This is a genomic window from Bacillus sp. FSL E2-0195, assembly GCF_038003645.1.
GTDB lineage: Bacteria > Bacillota > Bacilli > Bacillales > Bacillaceae_G > Bacillus_A > Bacillus_A mycoides.
Window position 1 is genome coordinate 386,501 of record NZ_JBBOPN010000001.1, and the last position, 18,472, is coordinate 404,972.

The 18,472-nt window shown below is 35.3% G+C and carries 15 protein-coding genes, 1 pseudogene and 1 riboswitch; of the genes and pseudogenes, 9 read left to right on the forward strand and 7 right to left on the reverse strand.

The window, feature by feature from the left end; all coding sequences use genetic code 11:
- Positions 1-18 precede the first annotated feature (18 nt).
- Positions 19-402: a hypothetical protein gene (locus MHH59_RS02050; protein WP_033708170.1), complete on the forward strand. Its 384-nt coding sequence runs from the start codon at positions 19-21 to the stop codon at positions 400-402.
- Between the two features lie 25 nt (positions 403-427).
- On the opposite strand, the gene MHH59_RS02055 is transcribed toward MHH59_RS02050, so the two are convergent.
- Positions 428-1,060: a cyclase family protein gene (locus MHH59_RS02055; protein WP_002091277.1), complete on the reverse strand. Its 633-nt coding sequence runs from the start codon at positions 1,058-1,060 to the stop codon at positions 428-430.
- Positions 1,061-1,145: 85 nt separating this feature from the next.
- Positions 1,146-1,258, reverse strand: a riboswitch (SAM riboswitch).
- A 149-nt stretch (positions 1,259-1,407) separates the two neighbouring features.
- Here MHH59_RS02055 and MHH59_RS02060 point away from each other — a divergent pair.
- Together MHH59_RS02060 and MHH59_RS02065 are read left to right on the forward strand one after the other, a co-directional pair.
- Entirely contained in the window at positions 1,408-2,517 is a 1,110-nt protein-coding gene (locus MHH59_RS02060; protein WP_215550766.1) for a PRK06851 family protein, read from the forward strand.
- Between the two features lie 113 nt (positions 2,518-2,630).
- The gene (locus MHH59_RS02065; RefSeq protein ID WP_016121400.1) at positions 2,631-3,413 is read left to right on the forward strand and encodes a nucleotidyltransferase domain-containing protein; all 783 of its coding nucleotides are present in this window, start codon (positions 2,631-2,633) and stop codon (positions 3,411-3,413) included.
- 134 nt (positions 3,414-3,547) lie between these two features.
- Here MHH59_RS02065 and MHH59_RS02070 read toward each other — a convergent pair whose 3' ends face one another.
- Positions 3,548-4,849, reverse strand: coding sequence for an MFS transporter (locus MHH59_RS02070; RefSeq protein ID WP_340850781.1), 1,302 nt, complete (start codon positions 4,847-4,849; stop codon positions 3,548-3,550).
- A 142-nt stretch (positions 4,850-4,991) separates the two neighbouring features.
- The gene (locus tag MHH59_RS02075) at positions 4,992-6,518 is read right to left on the reverse strand and encodes an FAD-dependent oxidoreductase (protein ID WP_002016701.1); all 1,527 of its coding nucleotides are present in this window, start codon (positions 6,516-6,518) and stop codon (positions 4,992-4,994) included.
- 578 nt (positions 6,519-7,096) lie between these two features.
- Between MHH59_RS02075 and MHH59_RS02080 the strand changes: the two genes are divergently transcribed.
- Positions 7,097-8,182 carry a fatty acid desaturase family protein gene (locus MHH59_RS02080; protein ID WP_002091268.1) on the forward strand — a complete coding sequence of 362 codons (1,086 nt, stop codon included), beginning with the start codon at positions 7,097-7,099 and terminating at the stop codon, positions 8,180-8,182.
- Positions 8,183-8,232: 50 nt separating this feature from the next.
- Here the strand turns inward: MHH59_RS02080 and MHH59_RS02085 are convergent, their stop codons facing one another.
- The 3 genes from MHH59_RS02085 to MHH59_RS02095 form a co-directional block, all read right to left on the reverse strand.
- On the reverse strand, positions 8,233-8,925 hold the full coding sequence (locus tag MHH59_RS02085) for an amino acid ABC transporter permease (protein WP_002169270.1): 693 nt from the start codon (positions 8,923-8,925) through the stop codon (positions 8,233-8,235).
- 93 nt (positions 8,926-9,018) lie between these two features.
- The gene (locus tag MHH59_RS02090; protein WP_002091263.1) at positions 9,019-9,813 is read right to left on the reverse strand and encodes an ABC transporter substrate-binding protein; all 795 of its coding nucleotides are present in this window, start codon (positions 9,811-9,813) and stop codon (positions 9,019-9,021) included.
- A 121-nt stretch (positions 9,814-9,934) separates the two neighbouring features.
- Positions 9,935-10,657: an amino acid ABC transporter ATP-binding protein gene (locus MHH59_RS02095; protein WP_002029539.1), complete on the reverse strand. Its 723-nt coding sequence runs from the start codon at positions 10,655-10,657 to the stop codon at positions 9,935-9,937.
- A gap of 375 nt (positions 10,658-11,032) precedes the next feature.
- On the opposite strand from MHH59_RS02095, the pseudogene MHH59_RS30770 reads away from it, so the two are divergent.
- Together MHH59_RS30770 and MHH59_RS02100 are read left to right on the forward strand one after the other, a co-directional pair.
- Positions 11,033-11,218: pseudogene (locus tag MHH59_RS30770) on the forward strand (HAMP domain-containing protein); the annotation flags it as partial.
- Between the two features lie 15 nt (positions 11,219-11,233).
- A complete protein-coding gene (locus MHH59_RS02100; RefSeq protein WP_407060706.1) occupies positions 11,234-12,160 on the forward strand; it encodes a methyl-accepting chemotaxis protein in 927 nt (308 codons plus the stop codon).
- Positions 12,161-12,190: 30 nt separating this feature from the next.
- Here the strand turns inward: MHH59_RS02100 and MHH59_RS02105 are convergent, their stop codons facing one another.
- A complete protein-coding gene (locus MHH59_RS02105; protein ID WP_340850783.1) occupies positions 12,191-13,525 on the reverse strand; it encodes an FAD-binding oxidoreductase in 1,335 nt (444 codons plus the stop codon).
- A gap of 375 nt (positions 13,526-13,900) precedes the next feature.
- Between MHH59_RS02105 and MHH59_RS02110 the strand changes: the two genes are divergently transcribed.
- The 3 genes from MHH59_RS02110 (at position 13,901) to MHH59_RS02120 (ending at position 18,200) form a co-directional block, all read left to right on the forward strand.
- A complete protein-coding gene (locus tag MHH59_RS02110; protein WP_002167020.1) occupies positions 13,901-15,565 on the forward strand; it encodes a glycoside hydrolase family 13 protein in 1,665 nt (554 codons plus the stop codon).
- Positions 15,566-15,766: 201 nt separating this feature from the next.
- Positions 15,767-17,404 (forward strand): PTS transporter subunit IIBC, encoded by a 1,638-nt coding sequence (locus MHH59_RS02115; protein WP_002016687.1) that lies wholly within the window; start codon positions 15,767-15,769, stop codon positions 17,402-17,404.
- A gap of 4 nt (positions 17,405-17,408) precedes the next feature.
- Entirely contained in the window at positions 17,409-18,200 is a 792-nt protein-coding gene (locus MHH59_RS02120; protein WP_340850785.1) for an endonuclease/exonuclease/phosphatase family protein, read from the forward strand.
- Positions 18,201-18,472 lie beyond the last annotated feature (272 nt).

Genomic DNA, 18,472 nt, shown 5'->3' on the forward strand with positions numbered 1-18,472 from the left:
GATGAAAGGGGTGGTATGATGGAATTAACATTAAATTCGACTGTATGTTTACACACGATTCAATTTCGAAAAGAGCAAAAGAACTATATTGTAAAAGATACGATTACAGGAGAGACATATGAAATGCCGCCACTTTGGATTGATGCACTAGCAATGATGCGTGACGGTTTTTTATTGGGAGAAATTGAGGAGAAATTAAAAGAAGAATATCCAGCAGAAGAAGTAAATATGGTAGCATTTACGAGGCAACTGTTAGAGCTAGAACTTGTCGAAATGGTAGATGGAGAAGAGATAGCTTGTACAAAGAAGAAAGATAAAGATTATTTAGCTTGGATACGACCAAGGGTGGAGCAATTCTTTTTTAACTTAAATAAAAAATATAAAAGCAAAGGTCAAAAGTGATCTTTGCTTTTTTTGTAGACCATGTTTAAAAAATAACAGCGAATGCCCTTGCGAAAGCACCGTCACTATTTTTAATTTTTAAAGGTGCTGCTGAGAAAAAGAATCGTTTCGCTTTAATGGCATCTAAGTTTGTTAAGTTTTCAATTAAGTAAATATTATTTCCTAGCAGTATGTGATGAATCGGTGATGTTTCTGTCGTTACCTCATCAGGAGAAATAAAATCTAAACCGACAGATTTTACTTTTAATTGAACTAGTTCTTCAGCTAATTCTTCGGAAAGATAAAACGCTTCTTTCTCATAAGCTTCGGTATTCCATTTATTAGATAGATTGGAATGGAAAATGACAATATCGCCTTCTTTTATGTCGACAGTATGTAATACTTCCTTAGGTAATTTTCGCTCTTGAACATGAGTCACATCGATAAGAACAGCTTCGCCTACAAATTGATTTAGGGGTAATTGATCAATAGTGGTTGCGCCTGAAATGAAATGAGCAGGCGCATCACAATGCGTACCAACATGAACGACAGAATGAAAATTCGTAACTTGATAACCTGTTTCTTCAACGCTTGTAATGGCTTCTAGTTGGATTTTTGGTGTTCCAGGAAATTGAGACATATTATTTTCAAACGTTTGTGATAGATCAATTACTTTCATTTTACATACCTCCAATATATTTTTTTCAAATAATAAAAAGCCCATCCTTCATAATCAAGAAAGATGAGCTTTACATACTAGTTGAGTTTTATCTTCCAAAATGCAATGCATTTTGCAGGAATTAGCACCTATTCAGTTTGCATAAACTGAGGTTGCTGGGCTTCAAAGGACCGGTCCCTCTGCCTCTCTTGATAAAGGTTTATTCGATTTTAAATTCGGAATATTCGTGATATTTAAATTGTAATTCATTTCCTTTTTTCGCGCAATACAAATTAGGTGTTCACCCAAATAAAGTTGCTCGCATATTGTAGCTTATGTAAGTAGACTGTTGCGAAGGAGTGAGTGCAGTGACAGGGAATGTATTAAATTATTATGCCGGTGGAAATACAGCTAGAGGATTTCATAGCTTATACGAAGAGAATTTGAAGGGGCTAGACAGGTTGTTTATTTTAAAGGGAGGCCCAGGAACGGGAAAATCTTCTTTAATTAAGGCAATAGGTCGTGAATGGGTTGAAAAAGGATATGATATTGAACTTTTGCATTGTTCTTCTGATAATAAGTCAGTTGATGGGGTGATTATTCCGAAATTAAAAGTAGGAATTGTTGATGGAACATCACCGCATGTTATTGAGCCGAAAATGCCAGGAGTTATTGAAGAGTATATAAATTTAGGAGTTGCTTGGGACTCAGATAAATTAAGAAAGCAGAAGTTAGAAATTGAAAGGTTTGTATTAGAAGCGGGCAAGGCTTTCAAATCTGCTTACGGATGTTTTAAAGAGGCGTTAGTTATACATGATGAGTGGGAGAAAATATATATTAATAACATTGATTTTAATAAAGCAAATGAACTAACAGAACAGCTAATTCAGAAATTATTTGCAGATAAAAAGGGAGAACAATCGATTGTGAAACATCGTTTTTTAGGAGCTGCTACACCGAAAGGAGCAGTTGATTTTGTTCCTAATTTAACAGAAGGATTACCACATCGTTATTTTATAAAAGGACGCCCGGGTTCTGGAAAATCAACAATGCTTAAAAAGTTATCGAAGGCAGCAGAAGAAAAAGGTTTTGACGTTGAAGTATATCATTGCGGATTTGACCCGAATAGTCTTGATATGGTTATCGTAAGAGAATTAGGATTTGCAATTTTTGATAGTACCGCACCACATGAATATTTTCCAAGTCGCGAAGGTGATGAGATTATAGATATGTATGCTCTTATTGTTAAACCAGGGACGGATGAGAAGTATGCTACAGAAATTCGTGACGTTTCCATTCAATATAAAGCAAAAATGAATGAGGCGATGTCTTTCTTAGCAAAAGCAAAATCAGTTCGTGATAAATTAGAACGAATTTATATTGCTGCTATGGATTTTTCAAAAGTGGATGCATATAAAGAGGAAATTCAAAAAGAGTTTGAACGAATTACTGCTACTGTAATTGAAAAGAAAAAATAAGTGCTTTATTGAGCTGTCAGAAATTGTCTGACAGCTGTTTTGGTATATAGTAAAATTAGTCGTATATTTGTCGAATTCCCAGGGAAATAATCAAAAAATGGAGATGGTATGAAATGAGAGAGAAAATTGAATTAGAACTAGAGCGAATTGAAAAAGAGAATGGTGTGAAAATTTTATTCGCTGTGGAATCAGGGAGTCGGGCGTGGGGGTTTCCATCGAAAGATAGTGATTATGATGTTAGGTTTGTTTATATACACCCTGTAGAATGGTATTTATCAATCCATGATAAGCGTGATGTAATCGAATATCCAATTAGTGATGATTTAGACATAAGTGGTTGGGATATTAAAAAGGCATTGCAACTATTCGCGAAGTCAAATCCAGCTTTACTTGAGTGGATTCGATCACCAATTTTTTATTCGAAAAACTCTAACTTTCCAGAGCAGCTTCAGCAAAAGAGTGAAAAGAATTTTGATCCAAAAGCAACGATATATCATTACTTACATATGGCTTCAAAAAATTATCGTGAATTTTTGCAAGGTGAAAATGTAAAGTTGAAAAAGTACTTTTATGTATTACGTCCTATTTTAGCTTGTCAGTGGCTAGAAGAGAAAGGGACATTACCTCCAGTAGAATTTGACCGATTACTTATAGAACTATCTATAGAACGTAGTGTATTGAATGAGATTGAGAAGTTGTTAGTAAAGAAAAAAGCAGGTACGGAATTAGATGTTGGATTGAAAGTTCAGGCGTTAAATCAATTTTTAGAAGAACAAATTGATTATTATCAGCAATACGTGAAAGGGATTGAAAAGGGATTAGGGATTGATATTGAGAGTTTGAATACATTATTTCGAAATATGTTGTTTGAAGTATATGAAAAAGAGCACAAGTGAGTTTGTGCTCTTTTTTATCCCGCATTAACGGGCAGTAAGACTCCCACCTCAAGATTTGGCTGGAGCGAAGAAGTTAGGTGGGAGGTCAACTGCCCGTAAACGCCCGATTGGTGAGGGCTGATTAAAGTTTCACTTTATTTTGTAGGAATAAAGAAAACAGATATAGCTGCGATAAGACCTGCAAAGGAGAATAAGTAAAAATTCCACGCCAAGTCATATTGCATTGTCATAATAATACCGACAAGAATAGGGCCAGCAATCGCACCAACTCGGCCAAGTCCAAGTCCCCAGCCTAAGGAGGTAGCTCGTATATGTGATGGGAAGTATTGTGTTACATAAGCATTTAATGTTTGAGTAATACCGACTGATCCAATTCCAGCAAGACCAATTAAAAGATAAATGATTGTAACAGATGGTTTAATTGTTAATAGTCCAATACATATGGCTGCCATAAGATAGGAGATACTAATAACAATTTTTGCTCCTATACGATCGGCAATCGCCCCAGCAAATAATGCACCGATAGCTGCAGTAATATTTAGTATAAGTAGAAATGATAAACTAGATCCAAGAGGGTATCCTGCCTGGCGCATCATCTGTGGTAGCCAAGTATTTAAACCGTATATTAAAAACATTCCCATTATATAAGTGAGCCAAAAAAGTAGTGTTGCTTTTATGTAATCTTTTGAGAATAACGTAAGAAATCCATTTTTCTTTTGTATATTAGATGGTGTTTCAGGAATTTCATCTTTTACATGGAATTCAATTTGAAAGCGATTAAGAATTTTATTCACTTCTTCTTGTCGATTTCGCGATAATAAAAATTGAATGGACTCAGGTAAATAACGAATAATGAAAGGAATGAGGAGTAGCGGAATCATTCCGATGCCAAACATAATTCTCCATCCGAAATCTTCTAGCATAAACATGGATAAAATAGCGCCTAACACGATACCTAAAGGATAGCCGGTAAACATAAGAGCATAAATAAAAGATTGCCGTTTTTTTGGTGAATATTCAACAGTAAGTGCTGAAGCCGTTGGGATAACACCGCCTAATCCGATTCCTCCGATAAATCGAGATAACCCAAATAATTCAGGAGAAGGAGCAATTGCAGCTAAGCCCATTGTGATAGAAAAAAGGGCTAAACAGCATATAAGTGTCCATTTTCGTCCAATTAGATCTGTAATGGTTCCAACTAGAATAGCACCAATAAACATCCCAAATAAAGCATAGCTGGCAATTGTTCCAGCGTGGGCTGGTGATAGTGCCCAGCTTTTGTCTTCTAGGAGCTTTGGCAGAACGGCGCCGTAAATACCTAAATCATATCCGTCAGCTAGAATGGCTAGCCAACAAATAAAAACAACAAGTTTTGTAATAGAACTTGAAAAGATAGTTTCTGTAGATTCTAGATGAGGTGGAGCAGAAGGTTGCATAGTATTCACTCCTTTTATTTGTAGATGAATATATTATTTTATTTAATGTTAATATTTCCCTGCGTATGTCGAAATTTATATGAAAAGGTGTCATGAAAAATAAAAAAGTTCAACAGGATTCCCGTTGAACTTCTTTGTTTTTTTATTCGTTATCAACTCGCTTTAATGGTTGATCTGCTGGACCTTCCATAACATCCCCATCAATTGAAAAACGGGAACCGTGACAAGGGCAATCCCAAGTACAATCACCGCTATTCCATTCAACTTCACAGCCGAGGTGTGTGCAAGTTGTATCGACGATATGTAATTTTCCTTCTTTATCTTTATAAGCACCTGCTCGTTTACCGTTGACATGTACAACAGAACCCTCGCCAACTTCAAGATTTTCTGGCTTACGTAATGCGGTTTCAATTTTTCCTTCAATTAAGTGTTTAGCAACATCAATGTTCTGAGAGAGGAAAGTTTTTATATCCGGATTTGCATGAAAGCGTGATGGTGCAAACAGTTCTTTATATGGACTGTGGACTTTTAGAATGGAGTCCTTCAGTAAATGAGCTGCTGCAGTTCCAGTCGTCATTCCCCATTTACGATATCCAGTTGCCACAAATATATTTGGATTCCTTTCGTTAATATGTCCGATATAAGGGAGTTTATCTAGCGTGATTAAATCTTGCGCTGACCATCTATAAGGAATTTCATCTACTCCAAAAGTAGATTCAGCAAAGGAATATAGTGCATCATAATGAAGCATCGTATTAATTCCTTGGCCTGTTTTATGGCTCTCTCCGCCAATCAATATCAACTTTTCTCCATTGCTTGTCGTATAACGTATGGAGCGTTTTGGATCATCGATACTTAAATACATGCCCCCTGGATAATCCGTTTTTGCTTTTATTGCGAGGGCATAGGAGCGTTCTGCGTACATTCGCGTAAAGAAAAAGCTATTAGCATCATAAAAAGGAAAATGTGAACAAGAGACAATATATTTACAAGTGATGCGATGGTCACCCTTTGTAATAACTTGTGGATAATCTCCTTTTTCCACATCAATAGCTGTTGTTTGCTCATAAACTTTTCCACCCATTTCCACAAACTTTTCTAAAAGTGTTTTTAAATAAAGGAGGGGATGGAATTGCGCTTGATTTTTCATCACAAGTGCAGATTGTACGGGAATAGGAATCGACAGGGATTGAACATAGTCACAAGGAATATTTAATTTTTGATAGGCTTCATATTCTTTCGTTAAATTTCGCAGGCCATTATTGGTAGTTGTATATAAATACGAATCTTCATTTGTGAAATTACAGTCGATTTTATATGTTTGTACAGTCTCGTTTATGAATTGTAGAGCTTTACTATTTGATTCGTAGTAAAGCCTGGCTTTTTCAACACCAAAATTGTTTATTAATTCATCATAAATAAGATCATGTTGAGCTGTTACTTTTGCGGTTGTATGCCCAGTTGTTCCATTTAAAACAGAACCAGAATCAATTAAAACGACTTTCATTCCTTCTTTAGCGAGTAAATAGGCGGTGGTAATGCCTGTAATACCAGCTCCGATAACAGCAACTTCTGTCTTTATATTTTCGGATAAATGTGGAAAAGTAGGAAATTGAGTAGATTCAATCCAATAGGATGATGGTAACTGCGGAAATGTGTCATCTGTCATTTTGAAAACCTCCAAATTAGAACAATTTTCCTTTTAATATTTCCATATTATATGGAATTCATGTATGTTGTTTTCGTAGCGTTCTATTCTTACTAAATGAAAGAAAAAATATTTTAATATAATTATTTTATTGGGGCAGTATGAAGAAGTAGGATTTATATAAAGCTAAATTCAAGTGATTCCATTTGTTGATTACATAGAGAGTTCTTGAATAAGATAGAGTCTATGTTGTTTAAGTGGATATGTATATATACCTGATAAAGCCTTATGAAATCTATGCTTTTTCTTTAGTGAAATAAAGTATAATTATAAAAATATAACCAACTTTTATTACTAGGTCATAAAAGTTGTTGACAATATAGAAATTCTATTGTTATGATTCATCATGTGGAAAGGTTGATAGAGAGTAAAAAGAGAAATGTTTTTCATTGATAATAAAAGCGAAAATTAAGTGACGATAGAGTGAGTATATTTTCCTTATGATAAATGCTTTTTGGATCACGTAGTAAAATCAATCTGGAAGCAAGAATTGATATATGCAAGTTGCGCGGGGCGCGGCATAAGAAAGGGGCAAAAGGATGAAGGAGCTTCATACGTTTGGGTGGTATGCAGCACGTGTAGCACCACATTTGCCGAAAAAAGCATTTAAACCAGTTCCTAATCGATTATTTGGTGGACTGGCTTATTTACTTGTGGCATTGGCTGGTTTAATAACGATCGGTGTATTTGAATTGAATGTGTGGGCAAATCTAGGAATTGCAATTGTTCTTGGATTATGTTTTGCTTCACTTGGATTTTTAGGACATGAAATTTTACATGGAACAGTTGTAAGAAAGGCATGGCTTCGTGATTTTTTAGGTGCGATAGCATTTATGCCATTATCAACTGGCCCAAAACTTTGGAGAAAGTGGCATAATGCAACGCATCATGTTCACACACAGCATGAAGAGAATGATCCAGATGCATGGCCGACATTTGAGAAACTGAAAAAGAGTAAGTTTTTGAGCTGGGTATATCGCATGCCTCTTCATGTACGTTCATTCTTTAGTTTCCTGTCACTAACAATTCAATTTACGTTACATTCGACTCGAATGTTCTTTCATTTTATAAAAGAATTTAAGTCATCCAATCAAAAATCTGTATGGCTTCAACTTCTTTTGCCCTGGACAGTTTGGATTAGTTTATTGTTTATTATGGGACCTACAAAGTGGTTCTTTGCATACGTGATTCCGTTGTTAATTGCTAACTTTATTGTAATGGCGTATATCGCAACAAATCACCGCTTAAATCCTATTGTTCCAGTAAATGATCCTTTAGCAAACTGTTTATCAGTAACAGTACCGCGCTGGGTAGACGTTTTACATTTCAATTTCTCATACCATACAGAACATCATCTGTTTCCTGCTATGAGTTCTAAATACTATCCATTAGTAAAAGATAAAATTAAAGAAATGTGGCCGGAACGCTATCACGAAATGCCGATGACAAAAGCTTTGGCAGCACTTTGGAATACACCACGTGTGTATTATCACGGAAGTGAATTAGTTGATCCGCATAGGGAGCATTTCTATGGTTCTTTAGGAAATGGATTGGATCCTCATAATATTTCATATCGTGAGGAACATATAGAGGAAAAAGAGACTATAAAAAAAGTAAATCAATAATAGACATATCTTACGATGAAAAAGCAAGCTCTCTTAGAGCTTGCTTTTTGTTATAAAGAGACTTCTTTCTTGTTCTTCGTCTTGACCTGGACAGAGTTATTTTCTTTTCGTTGTAGTCGTTTTTCTAGAAGACTGACAAGATAAGTAAATAGAAGAACTAGTGCGAGATAGTATACACCAACAATGATATATGTATCTAATTGCTGGAAGTTACCTGCGGCAATTGATAAACCGGATCCCCATAATTCGGACATTCCTACATAAGCGACAAGTGAAGAATCTTTTAATCCAATAATAAATTGGTTCCCTAGAGGGGGAAGAGACAGACGAAATGCTTGTGGTAATATAATCCGGCGCATCGCTAAAGGGTAAGGCATCCCTAAAGAGCGAGCAGCTTCCAATTGTCCACGATCAACGGACTGAATGGATCCGCGGAAAATTTCAGTAATATATGCACCGTTATGGATTGCTAAAGCAATTGCTCCTGCCCAAAAAGGAGTGAAGACAATAATCGATGTAATACCGAAATAGAGAATGGCAATTTGAACAATTAAAGGTGTACCACGAATAATGGCGATATATACATGAGCAATACTATTTAAAACCTTATTGTTAGAGATTCGAAAGAAAGCGACTAGTAATCCAATTAGTGAACCGAGTAATAGGGATGTTAATGTTAATTGTAATGTGACAATAGTAGCCTTTAAGAGTGTGGGATAGGTAGAGATAAAAATTTCAAACATATGTGTCACCTCATATTGTATGGATTTTAGTAGTGAATGAAGTGCCCCACATACAAAGTGGGGCATGATTTATGAAATCTCTAAATGGCTAACTTACTTTGTTTTTGCCTCGTCTCCAAGAATATTACGCCCAAACCATTTTTTACTGATCTTTTCATACGTACCATCTTTAATGATTTCATCTAAAGCTTTATTTACTTTCTCAACCATTTCTTTATCATCTTTACGAATAGCAATTCCCATTTCATCAAGATTTAATGGTTTTCCAGCTTCTTTTATATTTGATTTACCTTCTTTGATCATACGTAAACCGACCATTTGATCAGTGATTACTGCATCAATACGTCCAGGCTCTAAGTCCATAAGTGCAGTAATATCGCTATCATATTCTGTGATTTGATCTGTATGTTTTGCAACAAGGTCTTTAAAGGTACTAGCTTTTACAACCCCAATTTTCTTACCTTTCAAATCTTCTGGAGAAGAGATAGATGTATTCTTTTTAGCCACAAAAATTTGGGCACCAGAGCGATAATAAGGATTGGAGAAACTAACAGCTTTTAAGCGTTCTTCTGTAATTGCCATACTGCCCAATATAGCATCATATTTTTTCGATTGTAGACCTTGAATTAGCGTTTCCCATGGATTTGTAATAGGAGTGGGTTTCATATTCATTTTTTTCGCAAGTGCCTCACCAATTTCCACATCAAAACCGGCAAGCTTTCCGTCATTTTCTTTATAGTTAAAAGGTTTATATAATCCACTCATCGCATAACGAAATTCTTTTTCACCATTTGAAGAAGTAGTAGCACTTTCCTTACTACAGGCTCCTAGTATGAAGGATGTACATAATGTAATACTCGCAACAATGGTTAATAGTTTTCTTTTCATAAAACCCCTCCTATATATTGATCATACGGATGGTTTTAAGTATGTTACTGAGATATTTTATTTGGACAATTAGTTGTGCACCGTATGGATGTATTTCTTTTCATTTGAAACAGAAGTTACATTATAAAACGTTGCGTAAAAATTGTTTTGCTCGTTCATGTGATGGAGCTGAAAAGAATTGTGCTGGCGGAGCGTCCTCTACAATCTTTCCGTCATCCATAAATATGACGCGATCAGCTACATCTCTTGCGAAATTCATTTCATGAGTAACAATAATCATGGTCATTCCTTCTTCAGCAAGTTCTTTCATAACTTGCAATACTTCTCCAACAAGTTCAGGGTCTAAGGCTGAGGTAGGTTCATCAAATAGCATAATTTTAGGGTTCATAGCAAGAGCTCGTGCAATCGCAACGCGTTGTTTTTGACCACCTGAAAGTAGGTGAGGAGTTACATCCGCCTTATCTTGTAGGCCGACTTTTTGTAGGAGTTGATTCCCAACATCCTTCGCGTCTGCTGTCTCCAATTTTTTTACGTGAATAGGTGCTTCTATGATGTTTTCTAGTGAGGTCATATGAGGAAAGAGGTTAAAGTGTTGAAAAACCATACCGACATTTTCACGGACTTTGTTTAAATTTGAATGCTTCGGATCAATTCGTTCACCTTGTAAGTGAATTTCACCTTCATCGTACATTTCTAAAAAGTTAAGACAGCGAAGTAATGTACTTTTGCCGGAACCACTGGCACCGATTAAAACAACAACTTCTTTTTCTTTTACTTCTAAATCAATTCCTTTTAAAACATCAAGTGAGCCAAATGATTTTACTAGATTTCGAACTTGAATCATACAAAACCCCCAGTCAAAAATATATTTTACAAATGTTGCCCCTTATTTCTGTTATTAGTCATAAATTGTCAGAATCCTTTATTTTTTTGACGGAATTTGATATTCAAGGGAATTATGATTTTTAAAATCTCTATATCTTTCTATAACGAAAATATGGATAATAATATATAGGTAGCACTTATATTGCTTATAAGAAGGGGGAAAGAAGAGATGGAAAAAGAAAGGAAGACATTTTCCTTTGGCTTACGTACACAACTTATGCTATTCACTACAGTTTTAGCTTTAATTACATATTCAACAAGTTTATTTTTTATTTACGTTATATATGATTATTTTCAAAGTTATGTAAGTCAAACTGTTTATAATATTATCGTTATGTTATTAGGTGTAGTATGGTCTGGAATTTTAGCGTATGGGGCAGCAATATTTTTAATTAAACCACTTCGAAAGTTGGAAGAAGCAGCAAGGAAAGCGGCTGATGGTGATATTCGTGAAGATGTCCCGTTGCCAAAAGTAGATGATGAGATTAAATCTTTAAGTGTTGCATTTAATATGATGCTCGAGAACTTAAGAGGTATGGTAAAAAATATTGATACTACATTTTCGTATACAAATAATCAAGTTCAGCAAATTAGAAGACAAACAGGGGAAGCGACAAAGCAAGCACGCGGTGTGTCTGAAACTCTTGCAGAGATTTCTTCTGGCGCCGAGCAATCAGCAGCTTCCATTCAGGCGATTGTTTCAACTGTCGATACAACAACCTCTATTGCGAGTGAAGTAGAAGAAAAAGCAAAAAAGTCCGACGAATTGTCTTTAGAAATGGTTCAAGCTTTAGGACAAAGTACACGTGTCTTTACTTCTTTAATTCAAGGCATTCAAACATTGGCAAAAGAGAATGAAGATTCGATGCAAAATGTACAGAAGTTAGAAGAACGAATGAAACAAGTAGAACATATTGTTTCTGTTGTGAGTGAGATTGCTAGTCAAACGAATTTATTAGCATTAAATGCTTCTATTGAGGCAGCTCGTGCTGGAGAGCATGGAAGGGGCTTTGCAGTTGTAGCTGAAGAAGTACGTAAACTTGCTGATGAAAGCGATCATTCTGCAAGAAATATATCGCAGTTATTACGAAATATGCAAGAGGAAGTGCAACAAGTCGCATTGAAAATGACGGAGCAAGTGAAAACAGCTAAAGAAGAGGCAAAACGAGGAGAAGCTACTGAATTAATTTTAAAAGAAATGTCATCAAGCATTATGGAAGTTGCCGATGCAACTAAGCAAATTAGTAGCTATATGAACGAGCAAGTGAGTCACATTCATCAAACAGGAGCACAGACGAAGGCTGTAGCAGCAATTGCTGAGGAAACATCAGCTGGTTCACAAGAAGTGGCACGTGTGACGTTGCAACAATCTAAAAATATGGTAGTAATCGATCAATTATTAAAGGATTTAGAGAAGCAAGCAGCGGACTTGAAACAAACCATTGAACGATTTTCAATGTAAAAAGGAAGAACAGAATTCTGTTCTTCCTTTTTACATATGGAAAGGAGGAATACTTTGTTGAAAACGAAAAACATTACAAGGATCATATGCTGTCTTCACTTTACGCAACCTTTGAAAATTAGAGCCATAATAACTAGTTTGCCAATTTTTTATGTCGATATCGGGCCAATTGACATAGTCTCCCAGTGTGTAAGGATCTAAGCTTTCCCGTAAATCTTTAACCCAGCGTATATTTCGGTTTTCTTCATCGTTGCATTTCCAAGAAGTAATATATTCTTGAGCAATAATTGCCTTGCGGTGGAAATAAGCTGTTTCATTAGGCGAAATGTTTTCTACAGCACCTACGAGTGATTGGTGCCAAATACTCGCATCTTTATTTGGTGCATGAGAAAGAAAATATTGTAAGATTTGAATACCTTTAAGAGGGATAGGTTTATATACGTAGGAACCAGAGCGTTTGAATTTTTCAGGAATATTGCCGCTATTAAAGAATTGAACAGCCTTTATATACGGGACTTCATCTATAAAGAGAGAAGGATTACCAGTTTCAAGAAGAGGAGATAATAGATGATAGAGTTCAGAAGGAGAGCCGACAAATTCACCTTTCACCTCGATTTTATTTCGTTGTTTAGAGAATAATTCAATTGATGAAGTGAGACGTTCATCTATATAAGGTGCCCAGTTTTGCCAAGCTTGAAAGGCAGCAACAAAGTCTTTCCATTCCCATGTAAGTGAGAAAATTGATACGTTTTTAATAGGGTGGACTCGAAAGGTTAAGGAAGTAATAATCCCGAAATTTCCACCGCCACCGCCACGGCATGCCCAAAATAGGTTAGGGTTTTCTTGTTCATTTGCACGAATGATTTTTGCACCAAATTTCCCGCACGCTTGTACCATTTCGACTTCTACTAATTGATCACATGTTAGTCCAAATAAGCGTGAAAGCATGCCAATGCCACCGCCGAGTGTTAACCCCACAATTCCGACACTTGCACTTGTGCCAGCTGGTATTGTAACACCATATTTCCAAAGTTCTTTATACACAGTGCCAAGATTTGCACCCGCTTCAATTGTTGCTGTTAATTTTTCTGTACTAACCGTAATTTGCTTCATTTCACTCACATCAATAATAAGCCCGCCATTTAAAAGAGAGAAATTTTCGTAGCTATGTCGTCCACTTCTTAAGCGAAATGGTATATGACGCTCACGTGCCCATTTTAAGGCGTTACACACATCATTTTTATTTTGACAAAAAACAATAATACAAGGAAATTTTGGAATGCTTAAATTTAAATTTATTCGGGCTATGTCATACCTAGGATCCGAGGGAACGACGATACGACCAGTTAATTTTGTTTGTTTCAATTTATATCTCCTTTCTGAAATAATATGAGCTTGTATTAGTATATGAAGAGTGTATTTAACACGCATGGACGAGAAGAAGAGAAGGGTTAGATTTATCCCGTTATTTGCGATCAGTAAGACAATCCGGCTGAAACAAAGAAGATAGGGCTGCTCGTAAAAGCTCGATTGGTAAGGGCTAATAATCAGCGGGGAATGGACATCTCCTTAACGATTAAAGTTTCACTTTATCTTTGTGAGAAATAAATAAGGCATAAGAATAAGGAAACTACATAGAGTTCAATGAAAACAGTTGCAAACTATTCATATTTTGTTATGATAGTGTTACGAAAACGTTTGCATAAAAAATCCGATGGGATGCAAAAGGAGAGAATTAGTATGAATAAGACATGGTGGAAAGAAGCTGTCGCTTATCAAATTTATCCACGTAGCTTTATGGATTCAAATGGTGATGGTATTGGAGATTTACAGGGGATTATTGCAAAGCTGGATTATTTAAAAGATTTAGGTATAGATGTAATTTGGATTTGTCCAATGTATAAATCACCTAATGACGATAATGGTTATGATATTAGTGACTATCAAGATATTATGGATGAATTTGGTACGATGGAAGATTTTGATATGCTACTAGATGAAGTTCATAAGCGTGACATGAAGCTTATTATTGATTTAGTTATTAATCATACAAGTGATGAACATCCATGGTTTATTGAATCAAGTTCTTCTAAAGACAATCCGAAGCGTGATTGGTATATTTGGCAGGATGGTAAAGACGGCGCGGAACCAAACAATTGGGAAAGTATCTTTAATGGTTCTGCATGGGAATATGATGAAGTGACAGAGCAATATTATTTACATTTATTCTCGCGTAAACAACCAGATTTGAACTGGGAGAATAAAGAAGTTCGTGAAGTTTTATATGATACTGTTAATTGGTGGCTTGATAAAGGTATTGATGGTTTCCGCGTCGATGCGATTAGTCATATAAAAAAAGAAGATGGCCTCAAGGATATGCCAAACCCAAAAGGGTTAAAGTATGTGCCTTCTTTTGACAAACATATGAATGTAAATGGTATTCAGCCATTACTAGAAGAATTAAAAGAAAACACATTTGCTAAATACGATATTATGACTGTTGGAGAAGCAAATGGTGTGAAAGTTGAAGATGCTGATCTTTGGGTTGGAGAAGAGAATGGTAAATTCAATATGGTATTCCAATTTGAGCATTTAAGCTTATGGGATGCAGAAAAGAAGAAAGATCTTGATGTTGTTGAGTTGAAAAAAGTATTAACAAAGTGGCAAAAAGGTTTAGAAAATAAGGGATGGAATGCTTTATATATTGAAAATCATGATAAGCCACGTATTGTGTCTACTTGGGGAAATGATAAAGAATATTGGCGTGAAAGTGCAACGGCTTTAGGAGCGATGTATTTCTTTATGCACGGCACACCGTTTATTTATCAAGGACAAGAAATTGGTATGACAAATGTTCAGTTCCCAAATATTGAAGATTACGATGATGTAGCAATTAAAAATTTATATCGTGAGAAAATTGCAGAGGGCGTATCACATCAAGATATGATGGAAATTATATGGGCTTCTTGCCGCGATAATTCACGTACACCTATGCAGTGGAACGATGAAATGAATGCTGGCTTCACAACAAGTACACCTTGGTTTAGCATGAATCCAAATTACAAAGAAATTAATGTTGAAAAGCAAAAAAATGAAGAAAAGTCTATTTTCAATTTCTATAAGAAAATGATTGCCTTGAAAAAAGAGCACGATGTACTGAACTACGGTACGTACGATTTACTATTAGAAGACGATCCACAAATTTATGCATATACACGTACGCTACAGGATGAAAAAGTCATTGTAATTAGTAATATCTCAAAAGAGGAATCTGTGTATAATGAGAGTTTATTTGCATTAGAACGCAAACGTTTGCTTTTAAATAACTATGAAGTTGCGGAACATGAACAAATAACTACAATCACGTTGAAACCTTATGAAACAAGGGTTTATCGCATTTTATAATGAAAAAGGATGCTCTTTGAGCATCTTTTTTTATGAAAAAAAATAAATTTCTATTGCAATGTGAAAACGCTTTTATTAAAATAGATTTATGAAAACGGTTGCGTAAAGAGAAAAAGAAACATAAGGAATCGTTTTCATAAGAGAAACAGAAATTATAATTTAAATCATTATGTTGTTATAAATAAAGGGGAGGAAAAACAGATGAAAATTACGTCTTTTGATTTTTGGCAAAAGTTCGGGAAAGCGTTACTAGTTGTTGTAGCTGTAATGCCAGCAGCTGGTTTAATGATTTCCATCGGTAAGTTAATTGGGATGTCTGCTGGGGATGTTAACGCAGTTCATACCATTGCTCGAGTAATGGAAGACATCGGTTGGGCAATTATTACAAATCTACACATCTTATTCGCAGTAGCAATTGGGGGATCTTGGGCGAAGGATCGAGCGGGTGGTGCATTTGCAGCACTATTAGCATTCGTTTTAACAAACAGAATTACAGGAGCTATATTTGGCGTAAACGCTCAAATGTTAACGGATTCAAAAGCGACAGTTTCTTCATTTTTAGCAGGAGATTTACTTGTAAAAGATTACTTTACTTCTGTACTTGGTGCACCAGCATTAAACATGGGAGTTTTCGTAGGGATTATCACAGGTTTCTTAGGAGCTACTTTATATAACAAATACTACAATTATAATAAACTGCCACAGGCATTAGCATTCTTTAATGGAAAACGATTCGTACCATTCGTTGTAATTGTTTGGTCTACAGTCACTGCGATTGTATTATCACTTGTATGGCCATTTATCCAAAGTGGATTAAATGAATTTGGTCGCTGGATTGCAGCATCTAAAGATAGTGCACCAGTTATTGCACCGTTTGTATATGGAACGTTAGAACGTTTATTATTACCATTTGGATTACATCATATGTTAACAATTCCGATGAACTACACAGAGCTAGGCGGAACATATACGATGTTAACTGGCTCAAAGGTTGGACAAATTGTAGCGGGACAAGATCCGTTATGGCTTGCATGGATTACAGATTTAAATAACTTATTAGCAAATGGAGATACGAAAGCATATAACGATTTATTAAATAACGTTGTACCAGCTCGTTTCAAAGCTGGACAAGTTATCGGCTCAACGGCAGCGTTAATGGGGATTGCGTTTGCGATGTTCCGTAATGTTGATAAAGAAAAACGTGCAAAATATAAACCAATGTTCTTATCAGCTGCATTAGCAGTATTCTTAACAGGTGTAACAGAACCAATTGAATTCATGTTCATGTTTATTGCACCAGTATTATATGTTGTGTATGCAATTACAACAGGACTTGCATTCGCATTAGCGGATTTAATTAATTTACGTGTTCATGCATTTGGATTTATTGAGTTAATTACACGTACACCAATGATGATCAATGCAGGTTTAACGAGAGACTTAATCAACTTTGTCATTGTTTCATTAGTGTTCTTCGGCCTTAACTTTACGTTATTCAACTTCTTAATTAAAAAATTCAATTTACCAACGCCAGGGCGTGCAGGAAACTATATTGATAATGAAGATGAGTCAACAGAAGGAACAGGAAATGTACAAGATGGTTCATTAGCAACAAAAGTTATTGATTTATTGGGCGGAAAAGATAATATTGCTGACGTAGATGCTTGTATGACACGTTTACGTGTAACAGTAAAAGATTTAGATGCCGTTGCACCAGAAGCAAAATGGAAACAAAATGGTGCTTTAGGACTTATTGTAAAAGATAAAGGTGTACAAGCAGTATATGGCCCGAAAGCTGACGTATTAAAGTCAGATATTCAAGATATGTTAGGTGCGTAATAATATGAAATTGCTAACTTTAAATTGTCACTCTTGGCAAGAAGAGAATCAAATTGAAAAAATAAAGTATCTTGCTAAAGCAATTCAAGAAGAAGATTATGATGTGATCGCATTGCAAGAAGTAAGTCAGTCTATACAAGCTGAAAATGTATGCGGTAACAAGAAAAAAGATAATTTTGGACTTTTACTGCTAGAAGAGTTAAGAGCATTAAATGTAAAAGAATACAATATTATTTGGGATTTCTCTCATATTGGATATGATGTGTACGAAGAAGGATTAGCAATTATAACAAAGCACAACATTGTAAAGGAAGATACGTTCTTTGTCTCAGAAAATAAGGATACAACGTATTGGAAAACACGCAAAATTGTAAGTGCAACAATTGCTTATAATGATAAGAATATAACGTTTTATTCTTGCCATTTTGGTTGGTGGAATGATGAAGAAGAATCATTCAAAGACCAAGTTGATCGTTTAATGGAGCGTGTAAATAGCAATGAACTTTCCTTCTTAATGGGTGATTTTAATAACAATGCTCGTTTGGAAGGAGAGGGTTATGAGTATACGATGCAAAAAAGTTTATATGACACATATGAACTAGCGATAGAGAAGGATGAAGGAACAACTGTCCAAGGAGAGATTGCTGGTTGGGATGAAAATAAACAAAACTTACGAATCGACCTAATATTAAGCAATCAAAGTAAAACAGTTAATTCTTCAAAAGTCATTTTTAATGGAACAAATCGAAATGTAATTTCTGATCATTTCGGTGTAGAAGTACAATTAGATATATAATAGAAGAAACCCTCACAGATAATGAAAAGCTGGGAGGGTTTTTTGATAAATACAAGTATTCCCAAGAGAAAATACTTGTATTTTTTATGACATTTCCTATATATTTGTTATTATTGAATGTAAAACTAATTTGGTCATTTTGTATGCATACTTTTTTTACTTCGTTATATAATGAAGTAAGTGAAATATTTAATGGGAAAAATAGTATGTTTTCGTTTAATCCACGATGTAGAAAGTGATATAATTGCAAAATGTATGTATCATTTTCTAAA

Coding starts and splice junctions, on each gene's coding strand:
- MHH59_RS02115 (WP_002016687.1), top strand. CDS start 15,767: ATGAAAATTACGTCTTTTGATTTTTGGCAAAAGTTCGGGAAAGCGTTA.
- MHH59_RS02110 (WP_002167020.1), top strand. CDS start 13,901: ATGAATAAGACATGGTGGAAAGAAGCTGTCGCTTATCAAATTTATCCA.
- MHH59_RS02070 (WP_340850781.1), bottom strand. CDS start 4,849: ATGCAACCTTCTGCTCCACCTCATCTAGAATCTACAGAAACTATCTTT.
- MHH59_RS02100 (WP_407060706.1), top strand. CDS start 11,234: ATGGTAAAAAATATTGATACTACATTTTCGTATACAAATAATCAAGTT.
- MHH59_RS02055 (WP_002091277.1), bottom strand. CDS start 1,060: ATGAAAGTAATTGATCTATCACAAACGTTTGAAAATAATATGTCTCAA.
- MHH59_RS02050 (WP_033708170.1), top strand. CDS start 19: ATGGAATTAACATTAAATTCGACTGTATGTTTACACACGATTCAATTT.
- MHH59_RS02065 (WP_016121400.1), top strand. CDS start 2,631: ATGAGAGAGAAAATTGAATTAGAACTAGAGCGAATTGAAAAAGAGAAT.
- MHH59_RS02080 (WP_002091268.1), top strand. CDS start 7,097: ATGAAGGAGCTTCATACGTTTGGGTGGTATGCAGCACGTGTAGCACCA.
- MHH59_RS02120 (WP_340850785.1), top strand. CDS start 17,409: ATGAAATTGCTAACTTTAAATTGTCACTCTTGGCAAGAAGAGAATCAA.
- MHH59_RS02085 (WP_002169270.1), bottom strand. CDS start 8,925: ATGTTTGAAATTTTTATCTCTACCTATCCCACACTCTTAAAGGCTACT.
- MHH59_RS02075 (WP_002016701.1), bottom strand. CDS start 6,518: ATGACAGATGACACATTTCCGCAGTTACCATCATCCTATTGGATTGAA.
- MHH59_RS02095 (WP_002029539.1), bottom strand. CDS start 10,657: ATGATTCAAGTTCGAAATCTAGTAAAATCATTTGGCTCACTTGATGTT.
- MHH59_RS02090 (WP_002091263.1), bottom strand. CDS start 9,813: ATGAAAAGAAAACTATTAACCATTGTTGCGAGTATTACATTATGTACA.